At 33.1% G+C, this 18,308-nt stretch carries 12 protein-coding genes; 6 read left to right on the top strand and 6 right to left on the bottom strand.

The window, feature by feature from the left end:
• Positions 1-108: 108 nt before the first annotated feature.
• Genes Q4548_RS13405 through Q4548_RS13395 form a run of 3 tightly spaced genes read left to right on the top strand, consistent with a single transcriptional unit; the run spans position 109 to position 3,456 of the window.
• The gene (locus tag Q4548_RS13405) at positions 109-687 is read left to right on the top strand and encodes a type 1 periplasmic binding fold superfamily protein (protein ID WP_303455851.1); all 579 of its coding nucleotides are present in this window, start codon (positions 109-111) and stop codon (positions 685-687) included.
• Entirely contained in the window at positions 687-3,035 is a 2,349-nt protein-coding gene (locus tag Q4548_RS13400; RefSeq protein WP_303455849.1) for a TonB-dependent receptor plug domain-containing protein, read from the top strand. Before Q4548_RS13405 ends, Q4548_RS13400 begins: the two co-directional genes overlap by 1 nt.
• 10 nt (positions 3,036-3,045) lie before the next feature.
• Positions 3,046-3,456: a Fur family transcriptional regulator gene (locus tag Q4548_RS13395; protein ID WP_303455847.1), complete on the top strand. Its 411-nt coding sequence runs from the start codon at positions 3,046-3,048 to the stop codon at positions 3,454-3,456.
• A 155-nt stretch (positions 3,457-3,611) separates the two neighbouring features.
• Here the strand turns inward: Q4548_RS13395 and Q4548_RS13390 are convergent, their stop codons facing one another.
• From Q4548_RS13390 to lpdA, 3 genes are all read right to left on the bottom strand, one after another.
• On the bottom strand, positions 3,612-4,040 hold the full coding sequence (locus Q4548_RS13390; protein ID WP_303455846.1) for a peptidylprolyl isomerase: 429 nt from the start codon (positions 4,038-4,040) through the stop codon (positions 3,612-3,614).
• Positions 4,041-4,205: 165 nt separating this feature from the next.
• The gene (locus Q4548_RS13385) at positions 4,206-6,701 is read right to left on the bottom strand and encodes a hypothetical protein (protein ID WP_303455845.1); all 2,496 of its coding nucleotides are present in this window, start codon (positions 6,699-6,701) and stop codon (positions 4,206-4,208) included.
• Between the two features lie 273 nt (positions 6,702-6,974).
• Complete coding sequence (gene lpdA, locus Q4548_RS13380) at positions 6,975-8,363, bottom strand: dihydrolipoyl dehydrogenase (RefSeq protein ID WP_303455844.1); 1,389 nt, start codon at positions 8,361-8,363, stop codon at positions 6,975-6,977.
• Between the two features lie 376 nt (positions 8,364-8,739).
• Between lpdA and Q4548_RS13375 the strand changes: the two genes are divergently transcribed.
• Positions 8,740-9,303, top strand: coding sequence for an RNA polymerase sigma factor (locus tag Q4548_RS13375; protein WP_303455843.1), 564 nt, complete (start codon positions 8,740-8,742; stop codon positions 9,301-9,303).
• 81 nt (positions 9,304-9,384) lie between these two features.
• Here Q4548_RS13375 and Q4548_RS13370 read toward each other — a convergent pair whose 3' ends face one another.
• The 3 genes from Q4548_RS13370 to Q4548_RS13360 form a co-directional block, all read right to left on the bottom strand.
• On the bottom strand, positions 9,385-10,851 hold the full coding sequence (locus tag Q4548_RS13370; protein WP_303455842.1) for a glutamate synthase subunit beta: 1,467 nt from the start codon (positions 10,849-10,851) through the stop codon (positions 9,385-9,387).
• 1 nt (position 10,852) lies between these two features.
• Positions 10,853-15,361, bottom strand: coding sequence for a glutamate synthase large subunit (gene gltB, locus Q4548_RS13365; protein WP_303455841.1), 4,509 nt, complete (start codon positions 15,359-15,361; stop codon positions 10,853-10,855).
• 415 nt (positions 15,362-15,776) lie between these two features.
• The gene (locus tag Q4548_RS13360; RefSeq protein ID WP_303455839.1) at positions 15,777-16,814 is read right to left on the bottom strand and encodes a T9SS type A sorting domain-containing protein; all 1,038 of its coding nucleotides are present in this window, start codon (positions 16,812-16,814) and stop codon (positions 15,777-15,779) included.
• Between the two features lie 208 nt (positions 16,815-17,022).
• Between Q4548_RS13360 and Q4548_RS13355 the strand changes: the two genes are divergently transcribed.
• Both Q4548_RS13355 and Q4548_RS13350 read left to right on the top strand, forming a co-directional pair.
• Positions 17,023-17,358, top strand: a complete 336-nt coding sequence (locus tag Q4548_RS13355; protein WP_303455837.1) for a FecR domain-containing protein — start codon at positions 17,023-17,025, stop codon at positions 17,356-17,358.
• Between the two features lie 389 nt (positions 17,359-17,747).
• Positions 17,748-18,107 (top strand): BlaI/MecI/CopY family transcriptional regulator, encoded by a 360-nt coding sequence (locus tag Q4548_RS13350; protein ID WP_303455835.1) that lies wholly within the window; start codon positions 17,748-17,750, stop codon positions 18,105-18,107.
• Positions 18,108-18,308: the final 201 nt, after the last annotated feature.

The raw sequence follows: 18,308 nt of genomic DNA, 5'->3' as shown, positions 1-18,308 counted from the left end.
GAAGATACGTAAGATTCATAAGAATTATTAAAAAAATATCTTTTAACAAACGCAACAATGTTGCGTTTGTTAAAATGTCCTATATTTGTAGACATAAAACAATCAAAAATGAATTTAACAACAAAATCAACCAAAATGAAATTAGAAAAACTAATTATTGCATTTGTACTTGTATTAGGAGTTTCTTGTAGTAAAAACGATCCTATCATTCCTAATGAGGAAGAGTTGATTACGACTTTAACATACACTTTAACACCAACAGATGGTGGAGATGATGTTGTTTTGATATATAAAGACTTAGATGCAGAAGGAACAAGTTTCGATGCTGAAATTACAAACGGTACTTTAGAAGCAAACAAAACATACAGTGGTGTGATTACTTTGTCAAATGAATCTGAAGACCCTGCAGAAAATATGACAGAAGAAGTGGAGGAAGAAGCAAATGATCACCAATTTTTCTTTATAGATATTCCAACAGGTTTTACAATAAGATATGATGATAGTGATAGTGATGGAAACCCAATAGGATTGAGTACAATAGTAGAAACTAAAGATACTTATGTAGGGGGGGATCTAACAATTATTTTAAAGCACGAACCTAATAAATTTGCTGAGGATATAACAATATATGATGCAACCAATGCGGGGGGAGAAACAGATATTGAAGTAACTTTTGAAATGAATTAATGCCGAAATATTTATTTTTTATCACAATTGCATTTCTGTGTACGAATCTTTTCGGTCAGAAATGCAATTTTGCACTTAGTGGTATTGTTGTAGAAAAATCTAAGGGAGAAGTTGTACCCAATACTTATGTATACATTGAAGAATTATCAATTGGAGTGATGACTAATGAGAAGGGAGAATTTAAATTTCCTTTTCTTTGTGCTGGAGATTATCACTTAAATATTGACCATGTTGGTTGTGAAACTAAACATGTATTTCTGCATTTTACAGCTTCTGAACAAATAGATGTTGTTATAGAACACTATGTACAAATGTTGGATGGTGTTCATTTGTTAGGTCATAAATCAGAGGTTACCACACAGTCTGTACAAAGTATAGGTTATCAAAACATCCAAAAAAATGCCAACGAAAACTTAGGAAATCTTTTAGAAGGATTGACAGGTGTAAGTACTTTAAAAAATGGTAGTGGTATAGCCAAACCTGTAGTACATGGTATGTACGGGAATAGGGTGATGGTTTTGAATAACGGAGTGGTACAAAGTGGTCAACAATGGGGAAATGATCATAGTCCTGAAATTGATCCCATGGTGGCAAGTAACATCAAAGTAATTAAGGGGGTAGGAGCATTAGAATATCAAGGAAGTTCTTTGGGAAGCTTTGTGTCTGTTGAGCCCAAAGAAATAAGTGATGATCCTCATTTACATGGAGCTTCAAATTCTTTTTATGAGAGTAATGGAAATGGAGTAGGACTAAACTTTACGTTAGAAAAATCTGACAAGTATTTTGATTGGAGATTGGTGGGAACGTTAAAAAAGTTTGGAGACAGAAGTGCTTCAAATTACTATTTAACCAATACCGGATCTGGAGAGGCTAATTTGGCACTACAGTTAAAAAAACAATGGAATTCAGATTGGTTGACAAAAGCATACTTAAGTTCTTTTAATACCGAATTAGGAGTGTTAAAAGGTTCTCATATAAGTACAGAAAGTGATTTGGAAAGTGCTTTAATTCAAGATATACCTTTTAATACAAAAGGTACTTTTTCTTATGAAATAGAATCACCTAGACAATTGGTCAATCACCATTTGTTAAAAGTTTTTAACCAATACAGAGTATCAGCAAACGAAACTTATGAATTTATCTATTCAGGGCAGTTAAATTTAAGACAAGAGTTTGATATAAGAACACAAGGCAAGTCGGATGTACCTGCTATGAAAATCAATCAGAACACTCATAATGTAGAAGTAAAACACCAGCACATTGTTGATCAATGGAAACTAAAACAAGGAGTACAATATACATTTACAAACAATACCAATTCTAATGGAGAGACAGGTTTAAAACCATTGATTCCAGATTATTTGTCTCATCAGTTAGGTGTTTTTGGATTGGCTACATTAAAAAAGAATAGCTGGATGTATGAACTAGGTGCTAGGTATAATTTCACCTATCAGAATTCGGCAGTTATCAAACAGATTTTAAAAACTAGTGCCACAACAGGTAATGAATATTTGCAAGATACTATTTCTAAATACAATAATTATTTTCATACAATAGGCTTATCATCTGGTATTCGTTATAGAACACAAAAAGATTTGCATTGGGCTTTTAATGTAGGGATAACCTCTAGAAATCCAGCTATCAATGAGCTGTATAGTAACGGTTTACATCAAGGAGTTGCTGCTATAGAGATAGGGAATTCAGAGTTGAAACAAGAGACTGGAGCAAAAGCAACCTTAGGTTTGGAGGGAGATGTAGCTCAAAAATTATTTTTTGAGAGTTTGGTTTACTATCAATATATAAACGATTATATTTTTTTAAACCCATTAACGGGTGATGATGGAATAGATAGTACAACAAGGGGAGTTTATAGAGTTTATGAATACGACCAGACAAATGCAGAAATTTTCGGTTTGGATGTAGCGGTAACCTATCAGTTTACAGATAATATAAAAACAAAAATGAAGTATAGTTTTTTAAGAGGAAACAATCTTTCAGAAAACATACCATTAATTAACATGCCCGCAAATAATTTACTTGCCAACATAGATTATAACCTTCCAAAATTTGGTTATTTTACAAACAATTATGTTGGTGTAGATTATAAATATGTTTGGCAACAGACACATTATAAGGATGGTCAGGATTTTATAGATCCTCCTAATGCGTATCAATTGATGGGGTTAAAAATTGGTACAACTACAAAATGGAAAAACACAAAAATTGATATTTATTCCAAAGCAACAAATGTATTGAATATAAGTTACAGAGATTATCTTAATAGATTGCGTTATTTTGCTGACGAAAATGGTAGAAGTATCACTATTGGTGTTAAGTTTTCATTTTAAATTTTAAAGGATGGATACAGAATTTGCAGAATTACTTAGAGATAGAAACTTAAAAGCAACTCCTAAAAGATTGGAATTGCTTAGTGTAGTTGCAAAATACAATTCAGCTATTCCGTATAGTGAATTACAAAAATCATTGCATCATTTTGATAGAGTTACTTTGTACAGAACCTTAAATGCGTTGCTAGATGGAGGAATTGTACATAAGGCTTCGGTTAGTAATGAAGAAGTGTATTATGCTATGTGTAAACATTATTGTTCATCAGAGGGGCACCATCACAAACACGTTCATCTCAAATGTAAAGAGTGTTTGGAAGTATCTTGTGTTGAGGCAAAAAATACAATTGTAATAGATATTCCCAATGTGGAGATTGACAATGTAGAAATAGAAGTTCAGGGAACTTGTAGCAAATGTCTATAAGAAGGTTGAATGGCAATTTACCAAAAGGAGGGAGAGTTAATATTTATAATAATACTTGTATAACTCTGAATAGATATACGATTCTTAAAAGCAAAAAACTGCCCATTTAGGGCAGTTTTAATATTGTTAAAGTTGTGAATATTTGGTGAGAAATATTAGTTCAACGCTACCAATTCAATATCAAAAATTAAATCTTGACCAGCCAATGGATGGTTAGCATCTAAGACAACTTCTTCTTCTTCTATACCTACAATCAATAACATTTGTTTTTGTCCGTCTTCACGGTTTGCTTCTAGTTGCATTCCTACTTGTGGCTCTAATTCTTCTGGAAGTTGCGTTTTTGGAATTTTAAAAACTGCTTCTTCGTTTCTAGGCCCATATGCTTCTTCAGCAGGAATTGTAATTTGTTTGTTGTCACCAATTACCATTCCGTCTACAGCTTTGTCGAATCCTGGAATCATTTGTCCAGCTCCAACTGTAAATTCTAAAGGTTCTCTTTCTCTTGAGCTATCAAATATTTGATCGTTTGTTAATTTCCCTGTGTAATGTACCTTTACAGTACTTCCTTGTTTTGCTTGAGACATCTCTCTTTTTTTTAAATTAAAGGTACAAACATAAGAATTAATAAATCACTCAAAGTATACAGCTGCCTTAATTTTTAAATTGTTATTTTAATTTTCAGTAGCTTATATAAGAAAGGGGAATCATTAAAAACAATTCCCCTTTCTCTATTAAATTAAGCTTTTTAGTTATTCTACTACAAAAGTATCAGTGGCATGTATCGGAATTCCAGAATCTGAAATTCCCTGAATTTCTATCAAATAATCACTTTTTATGTCACTGGTAAAAAATGATATTTCAGCATCACCTTTCTCTGTAATTCGGATAGTTGGTTCCCAGTGTAGTGTGGTTCTTAAATCTATTCTATTCATTTCTTCAAAACCGTTGATATGGTCGGGTTTGTAAAACTGTCTGGCAGTATAAAATCCTTCAGCTTGAAAATCTATAATTCCAGGTTTTCTTTTGATATTTCTACTTCCTACATTTCCTGAGTTGGAATATAAGGCAACTACACCACCACCTGCATTGGAAAAAGTAGCAGCATCAGAACCTGATAAAATATCAATAAACGAAATTTCATCACCATTAATGACTCTTAAAAAACTACCGTCTACTTCCAAGCCATCCAAAACTATTTTGGCAGGATTGTTACCTCTTCTCATGTAAATACTATCTCCATATGCAGAAATACCGTTCATTCTACTTACAATATCAAAGGCTGAGTAACTTCCTGGAGCTATATAGTCGTTTAAAACATCTAAACGTTGTCCCATTACGGGTTCTCCATAATCAGTAAGACTATTCATTTCATCTTCTCTTTTTTCTTGCTCAGTTTTTCTTTTGGCAACCAGTGTAACTTCGCTCAATTGAAGAATTTCTTGATCGTATTTGAATTGTTCTTCTTTGATGTATTTGGTAACTTTGATAAAGTTTTCAATTCTTCTCTCTTTTTCAATAGTATTATTGGCAGGATTAAAGAAAACATCACTTTTTAAAGTAGATTTTCTTCGTTCTTTGTCTACTAAAATAACAATGTTTCTGGATTTTCTTTTTGTAGATTTAAAATGATCCATTCGGGCTTCTAATAATACAGGAATGGAATCAAAGAAAATATATGGGCCAAATTTAAATTTACCTAAAGAGTCAGATTGTTGAATAGGTTCTTGTATAATCGTTTTTCCAAAAAATGTCAATCGAGTAGGAGAGGAATGCTCTGCGTATGGTTTTTTCAATTCTTTGGTAACACCAGAAATGTACAATCCTTTTTCAGGTGAAAATTCTAGAGTATCGGTGTTTGATTCCATAAGTTCCTGCCAAGTAAAACGTCTCCATCCTTTGGTCATCATCACCAAGTCTAACAGGTATCTTCTTTTTAACTCTTCTTTCTTTTCAAAAAAGTAGCCAGGGTTTTTGATGGTTCCTTTCAGATCAGAGTTTAGTAACAACCATGATTCAATGTTACCAGTCCGATGATTGTATGGGTACGCTTTTAAATCTCTAATTGCCATAGACAAACTACTAGGAACGCTTATTCCGTTGTTGTCTTGTACTTTTAATTTAAGAGTTACTTGTTTACGACTGTTGAATTTATTAGATGGTTTAGAAACGGTAACGTTCAAGTTTTTTTCAGGATTGTCTATAAAAACAAGCCTTTGGGCTACAGGTTTAGCATTTTTATCAAACAAAGTAATGTTGATGATTCCATTGTTCAATTCTTTGGTTGCAATTTTAATTATATGGTTGCTTTTTGTTGTTTCTTCATAATAGTTGTGTAACAATCTACCTCTTTCGTGTGCAATAAGATACGTTCCTTGCAGACCTGTTTCCATAGTAGAACCAATATTGATAATGATGTGTTGTCCGGTATTCGTTGTATTTAAAACATACCCTTTGTCTAAAGTTTTAGGCAGGGGGTAACGTACTTCATTACCATCTATTTGAATACTTGCATAATATGTTTTTCCTTTTTCAGGAATTAATAAGAAGCTACCCAACCCCATTTCTAAGGTTTTAAAAGTCAATATTTCTTGACCAGTATTGTCTTTTATAGTTCCAGTCAAACTAATTTCATGTTCATTGTCCTTTATTTCAAAAGCAACTTTGTTTTGGGTATCGTTGATCAAATAACCTCCTTCAGGATAAAAGTTTAGAGTTGGTTTTGCTAACTTTTTAGGTTTTTCATAAATCTCAGGTGTTTTTACGGGTTGTTGAGGTAAGGTTTCTGAAATACTATCTTGAATTGCTACAGCATATATTGGTATTTGTTGTTGGAAAAAATAATCATTTTCATGATTTTTCATGTATTTTGTATAAGCTCTTAAGGTATAGGTTCCCGATTTCCAATCCTTTCCAATTTTAAAATCTCCAGCAACACTTGTGTTCTGAACATATAATTTTCTATTAGCAACAATACTATCTTTATTATCTATAAGTTCTACATGAACTATTTTACTTTTTTCACTTTTTTGATGAGAAATACCGTTGACCAAGTAAGCAGTGTACCATAAATTATCTTCTGTAGAATAAAAGGGTTTGTCTGTGTGTACAAATATTTTTTCAGGATAATTATTGGTGTAATTTTCTAATTTTTTCTCCAGTACGTTCATAAAGTCTGTTTGAGAAATCACGGTAAAAGATGCTAAACATAAGAAAGCACAGAGTAAAAATGGCAGCAATTTTTTCATAGAAGTTCAGTTGTTGTGGTAATAAAATGTTAGACACTCAAAACGCTTGATAGTTTGAATTGGTGTGTAAAAAAAGAGATTTTTTTAATGTTTAGCTATTTATTATGTGAATATTTTAATAAAAATCAGTTTAATTTTTATATTAAAGAAATGAGTTTGTGATAATGTTAGACTGTTGAAGTAAATGAAAAGAATAAATTTTTGAAAAATGAGCACAAAAAAAAGAGACTGTCTTTTAAGACAGTCTCTTTTTTTTAGATAATAGAAAGTATTTTACAAATGTATCACCTCATCATAAGCAGCAGCAACAGCTTCCATTACAGCCTCAGACATTGTAGGGTGAGGATGAACTGTTTTTAAAACTTCGTGACCAGTAGTTTCTAATTTACGACCTAAAACAGCTTCAGCAATCATATCAGTAACACCTGCACCAATCATATGACATCCTAACCATTCACCATATTTAGCATCAAAAATCACTTTTACAAATCCTTCTTTGTTTCCTGCAGCAGATGCTTTTCCAGAAGCAGAGAAAGGGAATTTCCCAATTTTTAATTCGTAACCAGCTTCTTTAGCAGCTTTCTCTGTCATACCAACAGAAGCAATTTCAGGAGACGCATAGGTACATCCAGGAATGTTTCCGTAATCGATAGGTTCAGTATGTAGACCAGCAATTTTTTCAACACAAGTAATTCCTTCAGCAGAAGCAACGTGAGCCAATGCTTGACCAGGAACTACATCTCCAATTGCATAATAACCAGGAATATTTGTTTGGTAAAAATCATTTACGATGATTTTATCTCTATCCACTACAATTCCAACCTCTTCCAAACCAATATTTTCAATGTTGGTTTTAATTCCAACAGCAGATAATAAAACGTCTGCTTCTAATTTTTCTTCTCCCTTAGCTGTTTTTACAGTAGCAACAACTCCATCACCAGAAGTATCTACAGATTCTACAGCAGAATTTAACATTACTTTTATTCCAGATTTTTTTAGAGCGTTTCCAAAAGCTTTAGAAACATCTTCGTCTTCTACAGGAACTACGTTTGGCATAAATTCTACAATAGTTACATCCGTACCCATTGAGTTGTAAAAATGTGCAAATTCAACTCCAATAGCACCAGAACCAACAACAATCATTTTTTTAGGTTGCTCAGGCAAAGTCATTGCTTGTCTGTATCCAATTACCTTTTTACCATCTTGAGGTAAATTTGGCAATTCTCTAGAACGAGCACCTGTAGCTATAATAATGTGATCTGCACTGTATTCAGTTACATTTCCATCAGCATCTGTTACATCAACTTTTTTTCCAGTTTTAATTTTTCCAGAACCATTAATGATATCAATCTTGTTCTTTTTCATTAAGAATTGAACTCCCTTGCTCATTCCTTCTGCTACACCACGAGAACGTTTGATTACTGCTTCAAAATCTTTATCGATAGCTTCTGCTTTCAAACCGTAATCATCTACATGTTTTAAGTAATCATATACTTGAGCACTTTTTAACAAAGCTTTGGTCGGAATACATCCCCAGTTCAAGCAGATACCACCTAAAGATTCTCTTTCAACAACAGCGGTTTTAAAACCTAATTGTGAAGCTCTAATAGCAGTAACATAACCTCCAGGTCCACTTCCGATAACAATAATGTCGTATTTCATGTGTATATTTTTAAATCTATTGATTGTTATTTATAATATAAGCAAATGTAACAATTACAAACTATTTTACATAGCTTACAAAGTGTGAATTTTCACGTATTTATGTGGGTTTAAATCCCAAAGTTCTTTATTTTGTAAATTAAAATAATAAGAACTGTATATTGTTTTAAAGAATACAAATTGATTGATTTTCAAGGAGATCCCAAATTTCAAAATAAAAATATGACGAAGCTATTTTTTAAGTCTTTATGTTTACAAGATAAGAGAGAAACTATTTTACCTATTCATACAGATATGTTAATAATATGGTAATTAATATTCTATTGTTTTTTATTATTTATAAAGCAAATTTGCATACTGTATAACCCCTGTATAAATGATTAATATTGATAAGGATACTACAACTTTAATTGAAAAGCTTATTGATGGAGATGAAAAGGCATACTTGTCTTTGATAGAGATTTATTATAAAAAACTTTATGTATATGCTTACAGTCTAACAAATGATTATGCTTTAGCTGAAGACATTGTTCAAAATGTTTTTATGAAAATATGGGAGAACAGAAAAAAATTAAACATCAAAGAGTCTCTAAAGAGTTTTTTATACAAAGCTGTTTATAATGATTTTGTCAACAGTTTTAGAAAAAAACAATCTTCATTACTGTTGGATAAAATATATTGGGAAACAATAAACGAAATGACAGATGAAGAATATTTTCAGGAAACAGCATCTAAAATTGAATTGCTAAAAAAGGAAATTGAAAGTTTACCTAACAAGTGCAAACAAATCTTTTTATTAAGTAAAGAAGAAGGGTTGACTAATGTTGAAATCGCTTCGTATTTAGATGTTTCTATAAAATCAGTAGAAGCTCACATAACTAATGCTTACCACATACTAAGAAAAAAAATAGAAATTAAAAAAGAGGGTGGTGGTTATTAAGCTTTGTTGCAAAAGACCTAAACAAAAACCCCAACAAATATTTTAATTTGTTGGGGTTTTTATATTTAAGTAACAGAAAGTTTAGTGCAATGCAACTAAATCTCCAGCTTCATTTTTAGATGGTAAATCAGATTTTCCCATTAAGAAAATATCAACTTGACGAGCAGCTTCTCTACCTTCAGAAATAGCCCAAACAATCAAAGACTGTCCTCTACGCATATCTCCAGCAGTAAATACATTCGGAATGTTTGTTTGGTAGTTACCATATTCTGCTTTGTAGTTAGAGCGAGCATCTAATTCTATACCTAATTGTTCAGCAATAGTTGCTTCAGGACCTGTAAATCCTAATGCTAACAAAGCCAAATCACAAGGCCAAGTTTTTTCAGTACCTTCAATTTCTATCAATTGAGGACGTTGACCTGGAACCATTTTCCATTCAACATTTACTGTTTTTAAAGCAATTAGTTTACCGTTTTCGTCTTTTATAAATTCCTTTGTATTGATTAGCCAATTACGATCACATCCTTCTTTGTGAGAAGTAGATGTTTTCAATTGTAAAGGCCAGTAAGGCCAAGGAGTAGAAGGAGATCTATGTCCTGGTGGTTTAGGCATAATTTCAAAGTTAGCCACAGATTTAGCTCCTTGACGGTTAGAGGTACCCACACAGTCAGAACCAGTATCTCCACCACCAATAACAATCACATCCTTTCCTGTTGCTAAAACTTGATCTTTTACTTCTTTTCCAAAGACAACTTTTGTTTGTTGTGTTAAGAAATCCATTGCTTGTACTACACCATCAGCATCTGCACCAGGTGTTGGTAAACTTCTACGTTGTGTAGCACCACCACACAATACAATAGCATCAAAAGCTTTCAATTCATCAACAGAAACATTGACACCTACGTTGGCATTTACTTTAAAAGTAATTCCTTCGGCTTTTAAGATAGCTACACGACGGTCAATAATTCCTTTCTCCATTTTAAAGTTAGGAATACCGTAACGTAACAACCCTCCAACTTCATCATCTCTTTCAAAAACAGTTACCAAATGTCCAGCTCTGTTCAATTGTTGAGCAGTTGCCAATCCAGAAGGTCCAGAACCTACAACAGCAATCGTCTTTCCTGTTCTATTTTTAGGCTCTTGTGGTTTGATCCATCCTTCTTTAAAAGCACGTTCCACAATGTTTTTTTCAATATTCTCAATAGAGATAGGATCTTCTATGATACCTAATACACAAGATTTTTCACAAGGTGCTGGACACAAACGTCCAGTAAACTCAGGAAAATTGTTAGTAGAGTGTAATATCAAAGAAGCTTTTTGCCATTCTCCTTGGTGTACCATGTGGTTAAAATCAGGAATTAAGTTTCCTAATGGACAACCACTGTGACAAAAAGGAATACCACAATCCATACAACGTGATCCTTGCTCAGTAATTTCAGCCTCACTTAACGGGACTGTAAATTCATTATAATTATGTACACGCTCTTCAACAGCTTTGTACGATTCGTCTTTTCTTTCGAATTCTTTAAATCCAGTTACTTTTCCCATATTATGATACTGTTAATTCTTCAAACATTGGTTCTTCGTTAGCAATACGTTCTAAAGCTACTTTGTATTCTTTAGGCATTACTTTTACAAATTTAGCTAAGGTGTTTTCCCAGTCTGCTAAAATTTCTTTTCCTCTATTACTATCCGTGTAAGTAACGTGTCTTTCAATCAATCCTTTCAATTCAGCTGCATCTTCTGCCGTAATTGGATCAAAATCAACTGTTTCTTCGTTACACAAACCGTTTACAAATTTACCCTTAAGGTCATAAATATAAGCATAACCACCACTCATACCAGCAGCAAAGTTACGTCCTGTTTTTCCTAATACAACAACTCTACCTCCGGTCATGTATTCACATCCGTGATCTCCAACACCTTCTACTACTGCAGTAGCTCCAGAGTTACGAACAGCAAAACGTTCTCCTGCAATACCATTGATATAAGCTTGTCCTTGAACTGCTCCAAACAAACAAACGTTACCTACAATAATGTTTTCTTCAGCTATAAAGTCAGCTTTGGCAGGTTTTTTTACAATAATCTTACCTCCAGACAATCCTTTTCCTAGGTAATCATTTGTATTTCCTTCTACGGTATAAGTAATACCATGAGCTCCAAACACTCCCAAACTTTGTCCAGCAGAACCAGTGAAGTTTAAGTTTAAGGTATCTTCTGGCAATCCTAAATGTCCGTAAATCTTAGATATTTCATGAGATGTTATGGCACCAACTGAACGATCTGTGTTGTGAATAGGATAATTTAATGTTGTTACTTCTTTTCTGAAAATAGCAGCGTGTGCATCTTTTAGAATAGTAAAGTCAATCACATTGTCTAAATTATGATCTTGTACTTCTATATTTTTAACAGGCAATTGACTGTATCCAGCAGGCTGGTGTAAGATTGCAGACAAGTCTAATCCTTTAGCTTTGTAATGATCAATTGCGTTGTTAGGATTAATTTTTTGTGTTTGACCAACCATTTCATCCATTGTACGGAATCCTAGTTGAGCCATAATTTCTCTCAATTCGTTTGCTACGTAATAGAAAAAGTTAATTACGTGTTCTGGTGTACCTTTAAAGTTTTTACGCAATTCTTTGTCTTGAGTAGCAATACCAACAGGACAAGTATTTAAGTGACACTTACGCATCATAATACATCCTGAAGCTACTAACGGTGCTGTTGCAAAACCAAATTCTTCAGCTCCTAACAATGCAGCAATAGCAACATCACGACCTGTTTTTAATTGACCATCACATTCTACAACAATACGAGAACGCAAGTTGTTTAATACTAAAGTTTGCTGTGCTTCAGCCAAACCAAGTTCCCATGGCAAACCTGCGTGCTTTAAAGAGGTTAATGGAGAAGCTCCAGTACCACCATCATAACCAGAAATTAATACTACATCTGCTTTTGCTTTTGCAACTCCAGCAGCAATAGTTCCAACTCCTACTTCTGATACTAATTTTACGTTGATACGAGCATCACGATTTGCATTTTTCAAATCGTAAATCAATTGAGCTAAATCCTCAATAGAATAAATATCGTGGTGTGGGGGAGGAGAAATTAAACCTACAAATGGTGTAGAGTTACGAGTTTCAGCAATCCAAGGCAATACTTTGTGCCCTGGTAATTGTCCACCTTCACCTGGTTTGGCTCCTTGAGCCATTTTAATTTGAATTTCTTTTGCAGAACTTAAATAGTGAGAAGTTACACCAAAACGTCCTGATGCTACTTGCTTAATGGCAGAGTTTTTATTGTCACCATTTGCATCTGGTTGAAAACGTCTTCTGTCTTCACCACCTTCACCAGAGTTGGATTTTGCACCCAAACGGTTCATAGCAATGGCTAAATTCTCATGAGCTTCACGAGAAATAGATCCATATGACATCGCTCCTGTTTTGAAACGTTTTACGATTTCTGTCCATGGTTCAACTTCATCCAATGGAATAGGATCAAAATTGGTGAACTCAAACAATCCACGAATGGTTAACAAGTTTTTAGCTTGCTCGTTGATTGCTGTTTTGTATACGTTGTAAGAATCTTGATCGCTCAAACGCACTGCTTGCTGTAATTTAGCTACTGTGGTCGGATTAAAAATGTGTCTTTCTCCGTTACGTCTCCATCTGTAATCACCTCCAATATTCAAACCTAAACGTTTGTCAATGTAAGTATCTGGATATGCGTATTTATATCTCTCGTTGATTTCTTTTTCAATTTCGTACAATCCAATACCTTCAATTCTTGAAGCAGTATAAGGGAAGTATTTGTTTACGAACTCTGAGTTGAAACCTACAATTTCAAAAATTTGAGAACCTCTGTATGAATGTAATGTTGAGATACCAATCTTGTTCATTACTTTTAAGATTCCTTTACCAATAGCTTTGTTAAAGTTATCTACAGCTTTTTGCTCGTCTAGTTTAATAAAACCTTCTTGTACTTGCATGCGAATGATTTCATTTACCATATATGGGTTTACGGCAGAAGCACCGTATCCAAATAAAGTAGCAAAGTGATGCGGTTCACGAGGTTCCGCAGATTCAATCACAATATCAAAATAAGAACGCTTACGCAAACGGTTCATTTGGTGATGAACGAATGAACAAGCTAACAAAGAAGGAATAGGAGCACGTTCTTTAGAAGCACCTCTATCAGACAAGATGATGATGTTAACACCTGTATCTAGTGCTTTAGTGATTTGAGTAATGATTTCATCCAAACCATCCTCTAAACCATTCATTCCTTTTATTTTGTCGTACAACATTTCAATAGTTGCCGCTTTAAAACCATCAATATTGATGTTTCTAATTTTTTCTAAATCGTTGTTAGAAATAACAGGATTCTGAATTCTTAGTTTGTTACATTGTTCTGGAGTAATGTCAAAAATATTTTTGTCATTTCCTAAAGCCAAACTAATATCTGTAACCACTTCTTCACGTATACCATCCAAAGGTGGGTTGGTAACTTGCGCAAACAATTGTTTAAAATAGTTTGGTAACAATTGAGGTTTGTCAGACAAAACAGCAATTGGTGTATCTATTCCCATAGATCCTAAAGCTTCTTTGCCTTCTTGAGCCATAGGAACAATTACTTCTTGAATGTCTTCAATAGTATAATTGTACAAACGCTGACGAGTTCTTACGTCTAAAGTTTCGATTGGACAATTTTTATTGTCGTTTGGTACGTCTTTTAATCGTAAGCTATTTTTATTCAACCATTCTTTATAAGGTCTTTCAGAAACTATTTTGTTTTTAATTTCTTCATCACCAATAATTTTACCTTCGTTCATGTCCACTAAGAACATTTTTCCTGGTTCTAAACGTCCATGGCTTTCAATATCTTCTGGTTCAATGTTTACCACACCTACTTCAGATGACATGATCAATTTTCCACTCTTAGTTACGGTATAACGAGAAGGCCTTAAACCGTTACGATCTAACAATGCACCTACGTAGTCACCATCTGTAAAAGGAACAGATGCAGGACCGTCCCAAGGCTCCATAATACAAGAGTTGTATTCATAAAAAGCTTTACGCTCTTCAGACATGGTAGCATGTTTTTCCCAAGCTTCAGGAATGGTCATCATCATTACTTCTGGTAAAGAACGACCTGTAAGTGTCAACAACTCAACAGACATATCCATAGAAGCAGAATCAGATTTTCCTGGCAATATGATTGGGAATAATTTTTCCATCTGATCTCCAAAAATTCCAGAGGCCATAATTTCTTCACGTACACGCATTCTAGACACGTTTCCTCTTAAAGTATTGATTTCACCATTTTGACATAAGAATCTAAATGGTTGAGCCAATTCCCAAGCAGGCATTGTGTTGGTAGAAAAACGTTGGTGTACCAAAGCCAATCTTGTTACCAAATCTGGTTGTTGTAAATCAGTATAATAAGGACCTATATCTTCTGGCATGATAATACCCTTATAGATAAGGGTCGTATTAGACAAACTAGGAACGTAGAAATAACTAGATTCAGACATTTTAGAACCTGCAATTGCATGTTCTGTAATTTTACGAGCAGCATATAATTTTGCTCTAAAAATGTTTTCTTCCAAATCTCCTTGAGCAATAAATAACTGCTCAATGTTAGGTTCTGAAGCCAATGCAATTTCTCCCAATTGAGAAGAATCCACAGGTACTTGTCTCCAACCTAAAACAGTCAAACCTTGTTTTGTGATTTCTTTTTCAAAAATATCTTTGCAAAACTTGTGTTGATTTGAGTTTTTAGGTAAAAACACCATACCTACAGCATACTTTCGTTGCTCAGGAATTTCAAAATCACAAACTCGTTTAAAATAATCATGAGGGATATCAATCAATAAACCTGCTCCATCTCCCGTTTTTCCGTCAGCACTAACACCTCCACGGTGTTCAAGCTTTACTAAAATCTCTAGGGCATCATGAATGATTTGATTGGTTTTTTCACCTTTCAGGTTGCATATAAAACCTGCACCACAGTTTTCATGTTCGAATTCTGGTAAGTATAGTCCTTGTTTCTGTATCATATATAAAAAAATGTAGACCACAAAATTAAGCAATTATATATGAATATCAAACTAACTATAGACTTGTATAATTTTGTTTAGTGTTTTTGTGGTGTATGTTGAAAAAATGATTATCTATTGTTGTTTTTATTGTGAATTTGATAAAATTAACTAGGTGATTTTTGTGACTACAAAATATCTCATTAACAATATTTTAAAGGTGTTTTGCTTAAGTTGTTGTGGAATAGCGTGTTAGTTTATTTAGAATGAGTATGTATTGTTTTGAAAGGTCTTAGCCTGTTCTTTGATAGGAATAATTTTGTTTTTAAACATGTATTATTTATCTGTTTTTTAGTTTTTTTTTCACAAAAGAGGCTACTAGAATTATTTTAGTAGCCTCTTTTTTAATAAAATAAGATGTTTGAAATTGGTTTTGTTATTTCATGAATTTTAAAAGACCTTTTTCTGTAGTTAAGATGTATACACCAGAGGCTAACGTATTAATGTTAATATTGTTTTGTACAATACCTTTCTGTACAGTTTGTCCTGTAACATTGTAAATTTTGTAAGAAATTCCAGTGTATTGTGCTCCAAAAATAATGCTGTTATTGTTTACTTCTACACCTTTTAAGGTTGTCTTGTTTATAGATAGTGTTGTTGCATCAATATTAAATAGACTGCTAGCATAAGCATTCAAGGTTTTATCAGTTCCAGCAGCGTGACCGTATGCTAAAACTTGAAGCCTTACGTCAGTTAGACTAGTTTCTATATTGGGTACAGTAATATCAACAGTTGTTGATTGAGAGCTTGCGCTGTTGGTTACTATTTTTGTGGAAATTACTCCTTCTGGAATTGAACCATAACCACTCGTTAAGAAACGTACTCTAAGGTCTAAATTATCTCTTGTAGGATCTTTTTTAACCGCTGTATAGTCTATACCTATAGTTAGTACATCTCCTTCTGTTAATTCTCCACCAACCGAAGTGTGATAGTCTGCTACAGTTTGTCCTTCTATTGTTGTAATGGCAAGTGTTGTATTTATTTCTACACTAGGGTCTTCTGCAATTACAAATTGAGGTGCATAAGCGTTCACGTAATTTCCTCCTGATGTTGTATCATAACCACGTACCTGAAGTCTCGCAGGATCGATACCAGGTTTTACAGACGGTACTGTAATATCAAACGTAGTTGTTTGGGGGCTAGCGCTGGTTGTAACGGTTTTATCTACTAATGCTCCGGAGATTTCAGAATAGTTATTCAAGAATCTAAGAACAAGGTTTGGGTTTCCTCCGTTTTGTTCTACGTTAGTGTATTGAACGGTAACAGTTAATACAGTACTATGAGCAAATGGAGAATTGGCAGTGATGTAATCTGCGGGAGTAGATCCATTAATATCAGTGATACTTACCGATGTTTGTGCATTGACAAAAAGACAAGTAAATAATGATGCAAAAAAGAATGTAATTTTTTTCATGAATAATAGTTTTAAATGTTAGTTGTGGTAAAATTAGTTATGAAAATAGTGTGGTGTTAGAACGTATTACTCAAAAACTACATGATATGTTTTATTCAAGAGTTGTCTATATAGTTATTGTTTACTTATTTCTTTAGTATATGTTTATTGTTTGGTGGTTTTTATTAGGAATATTTCATGTTTGTTTTATTCGGTAAATGTTTTTTAAGTGACGTTTGTCAGTTTTAAAAACGTTAAAAAAACGTCAAAAAATAAAGAAATAGCTGACGAGCTAGGAATTAGTATTAAAACGGTAGAGGCTCACGTTACCAGTACTTCTAAATTTCTTAAAGAAAAGATAGAAGTATTTAAAGATATAGCGGTTTTAGAACACATTGCTTGGTTTGATGGAGAGTTGATATTTAACAAAGCTCCTTTTGAAGAAATCGTGAAAAAATTAGAAAGATCCTTTGATGTAACCATTGTCAATCATAACAAAATTTTGTCTAATCAATATTTCTCAGGTGCTATCAAAGTAGAAAAATCGAATCTAAAGAACTTGTAGAAAGTCTAATTACCCTACAGAGTAAAGATATTCAAGTAGAACAGGCGTTAGAAAGTGTAGATAAAATGATAAAAGGGCAAATTGCGAGTGTGCTTATTGAGAACACTTCTGAAGTAGGTACTCCTGTAAAAATAAACATTAGAGAACAAAGAATTTTAACACCATTAAGTAGCAGTGTGCTAGGAACTTGTTCGCAACTACTTATTCTTATAATACCAATTTAGATGTCTTTTTGGGGTTGGTTGAAGGTACGATTACGGTTGATTTTTATTACACAACTAAAAAAATAGTTTTAAAACTATTTTTTTAGTTGTGTAACTGTATAAATAGTTTATATTTGTGTAAGTGAGTGATTCATAGGTTTATATTTTAAATAAAAAGGAATAAGTATGGAAAAATTAACAAACAAAGAAGAAGAAGTAATGCATGTGATATGGACGCTAGAAAAAGCTTTTGTAAAAGATGTGTTGGCAGAAATTAAGGGAAACAAACCTCATTACAATACTTTGTCTACTATTGTTAGAAATTTAGAAGAAAAAGGATATGTAAGTTACCATGCTTATGGTAAAACACATCAATATTATCCTGTGGTAAAAAAAGAGGAGTATAGAAAGCAGTTTATGAATCAGGCTATTGATAATTATTTTAACAATTCTTATAAAAGCATGGTGTCCTTTTTTGCCAAAGAAGAAAAGATAAGTGTAGAAGAGTTGAAAGATATTATTGCCTTAATAGAAAACAAAAAATAGTTATGGAGTATCTATTAAAAGTAAGTGGGCTTATTGTTGTTTTTTATTTGATCTATAAAGTGTTTTTGCAAAAAGTCACATTTTTTGGAGCAAATAGATTTTTTTTATTTTTAGGAATTTTGATGTCTTTTACATTTCCATTAATTGTTATTCCCGTGTATCACGAAAACACTACCGAAGTTTTTTCAAATGTTCAGTTTG

Origin of the sequence: Wenyingzhuangia sp. 2_MG-2023, from assembly GCF_030548295.1 — a bacterium.
Taxonomy (GTDB): domain Bacteria; phylum Bacteroidota; class Bacteroidia; order Flavobacteriales; family Flavobacteriaceae; genus Wenyingzhuangia.
Note: the sequence above shows the minus strand (reverse complement) of the source record. Positions and strands in the feature narration are given on the sequence as shown.

Excerpts from the sequence above, each read along its gene's own strand:
- lpdA (WP_303455844.1), bottom strand. The coding sequence starts at position 8,363 with ATGAAATACGACATTATTGTTATCGGAAGTGGACCTGGAGGTTATGTT.
- Q4548_RS13370 (WP_303455842.1), bottom strand. The coding sequence starts at position 10,851 with ATGGGAAAAGTAACTGGATTTAAAGAATTCGAAAGAAAAGACGAATCG.
- Q4548_RS13395 (WP_303455847.1), top strand. The coding sequence starts at position 3,046 with ATGGATACAGAATTTGCAGAATTACTTAGAGATAGAAACTTAAAAGCA.
- gltB (WP_303455841.1), bottom strand. The coding sequence starts at position 15,361 with ATGATACAGAAACAAGGACTATACTTACCAGAATTCGAACATGAAAAC.
- Q4548_RS13385 (WP_303455845.1), bottom strand. The coding sequence starts at position 6,701 with ATGAAAAAATTGCTGCCATTTTTACTCTGTGCTTTCTTATGTTTAGCA.
- Q4548_RS13400 (WP_303455849.1), top strand. The coding sequence starts at position 687 with ATGCCGAAATATTTATTTTTTATCACAATTGCATTTCTGTGTACGAAT.
- Q4548_RS13390 (WP_303455846.1), bottom strand. The coding sequence starts at position 4,040 with ATGTCTCAAGCAAAACAAGGAAGTACTGTAAAGGTACATTACACAGGG.
- Q4548_RS13360 (WP_303455839.1), bottom strand. The coding sequence starts at position 16,814 with ATGAAAAAAATTACATTCTTTTTTGCATCATTATTTACTTGTCTTTTT.
- Q4548_RS13350 (WP_303455835.1), top strand. The coding sequence starts at position 17,748 with ATGGAAAAATTAACAAACAAAGAAGAAGAAGTAATGCATGTGATATGG.
- Q4548_RS13375 (WP_303455843.1), top strand. The coding sequence starts at position 8,740 with ATGATTAATATTGATAAGGATACTACAACTTTAATTGAAAAGCTTATT.
- Q4548_RS13405 (WP_303455851.1), top strand. The coding sequence starts at position 109 with ATGAATTTAACAACAAAATCAACCAAAATGAAATTAGAAAAACTAATT.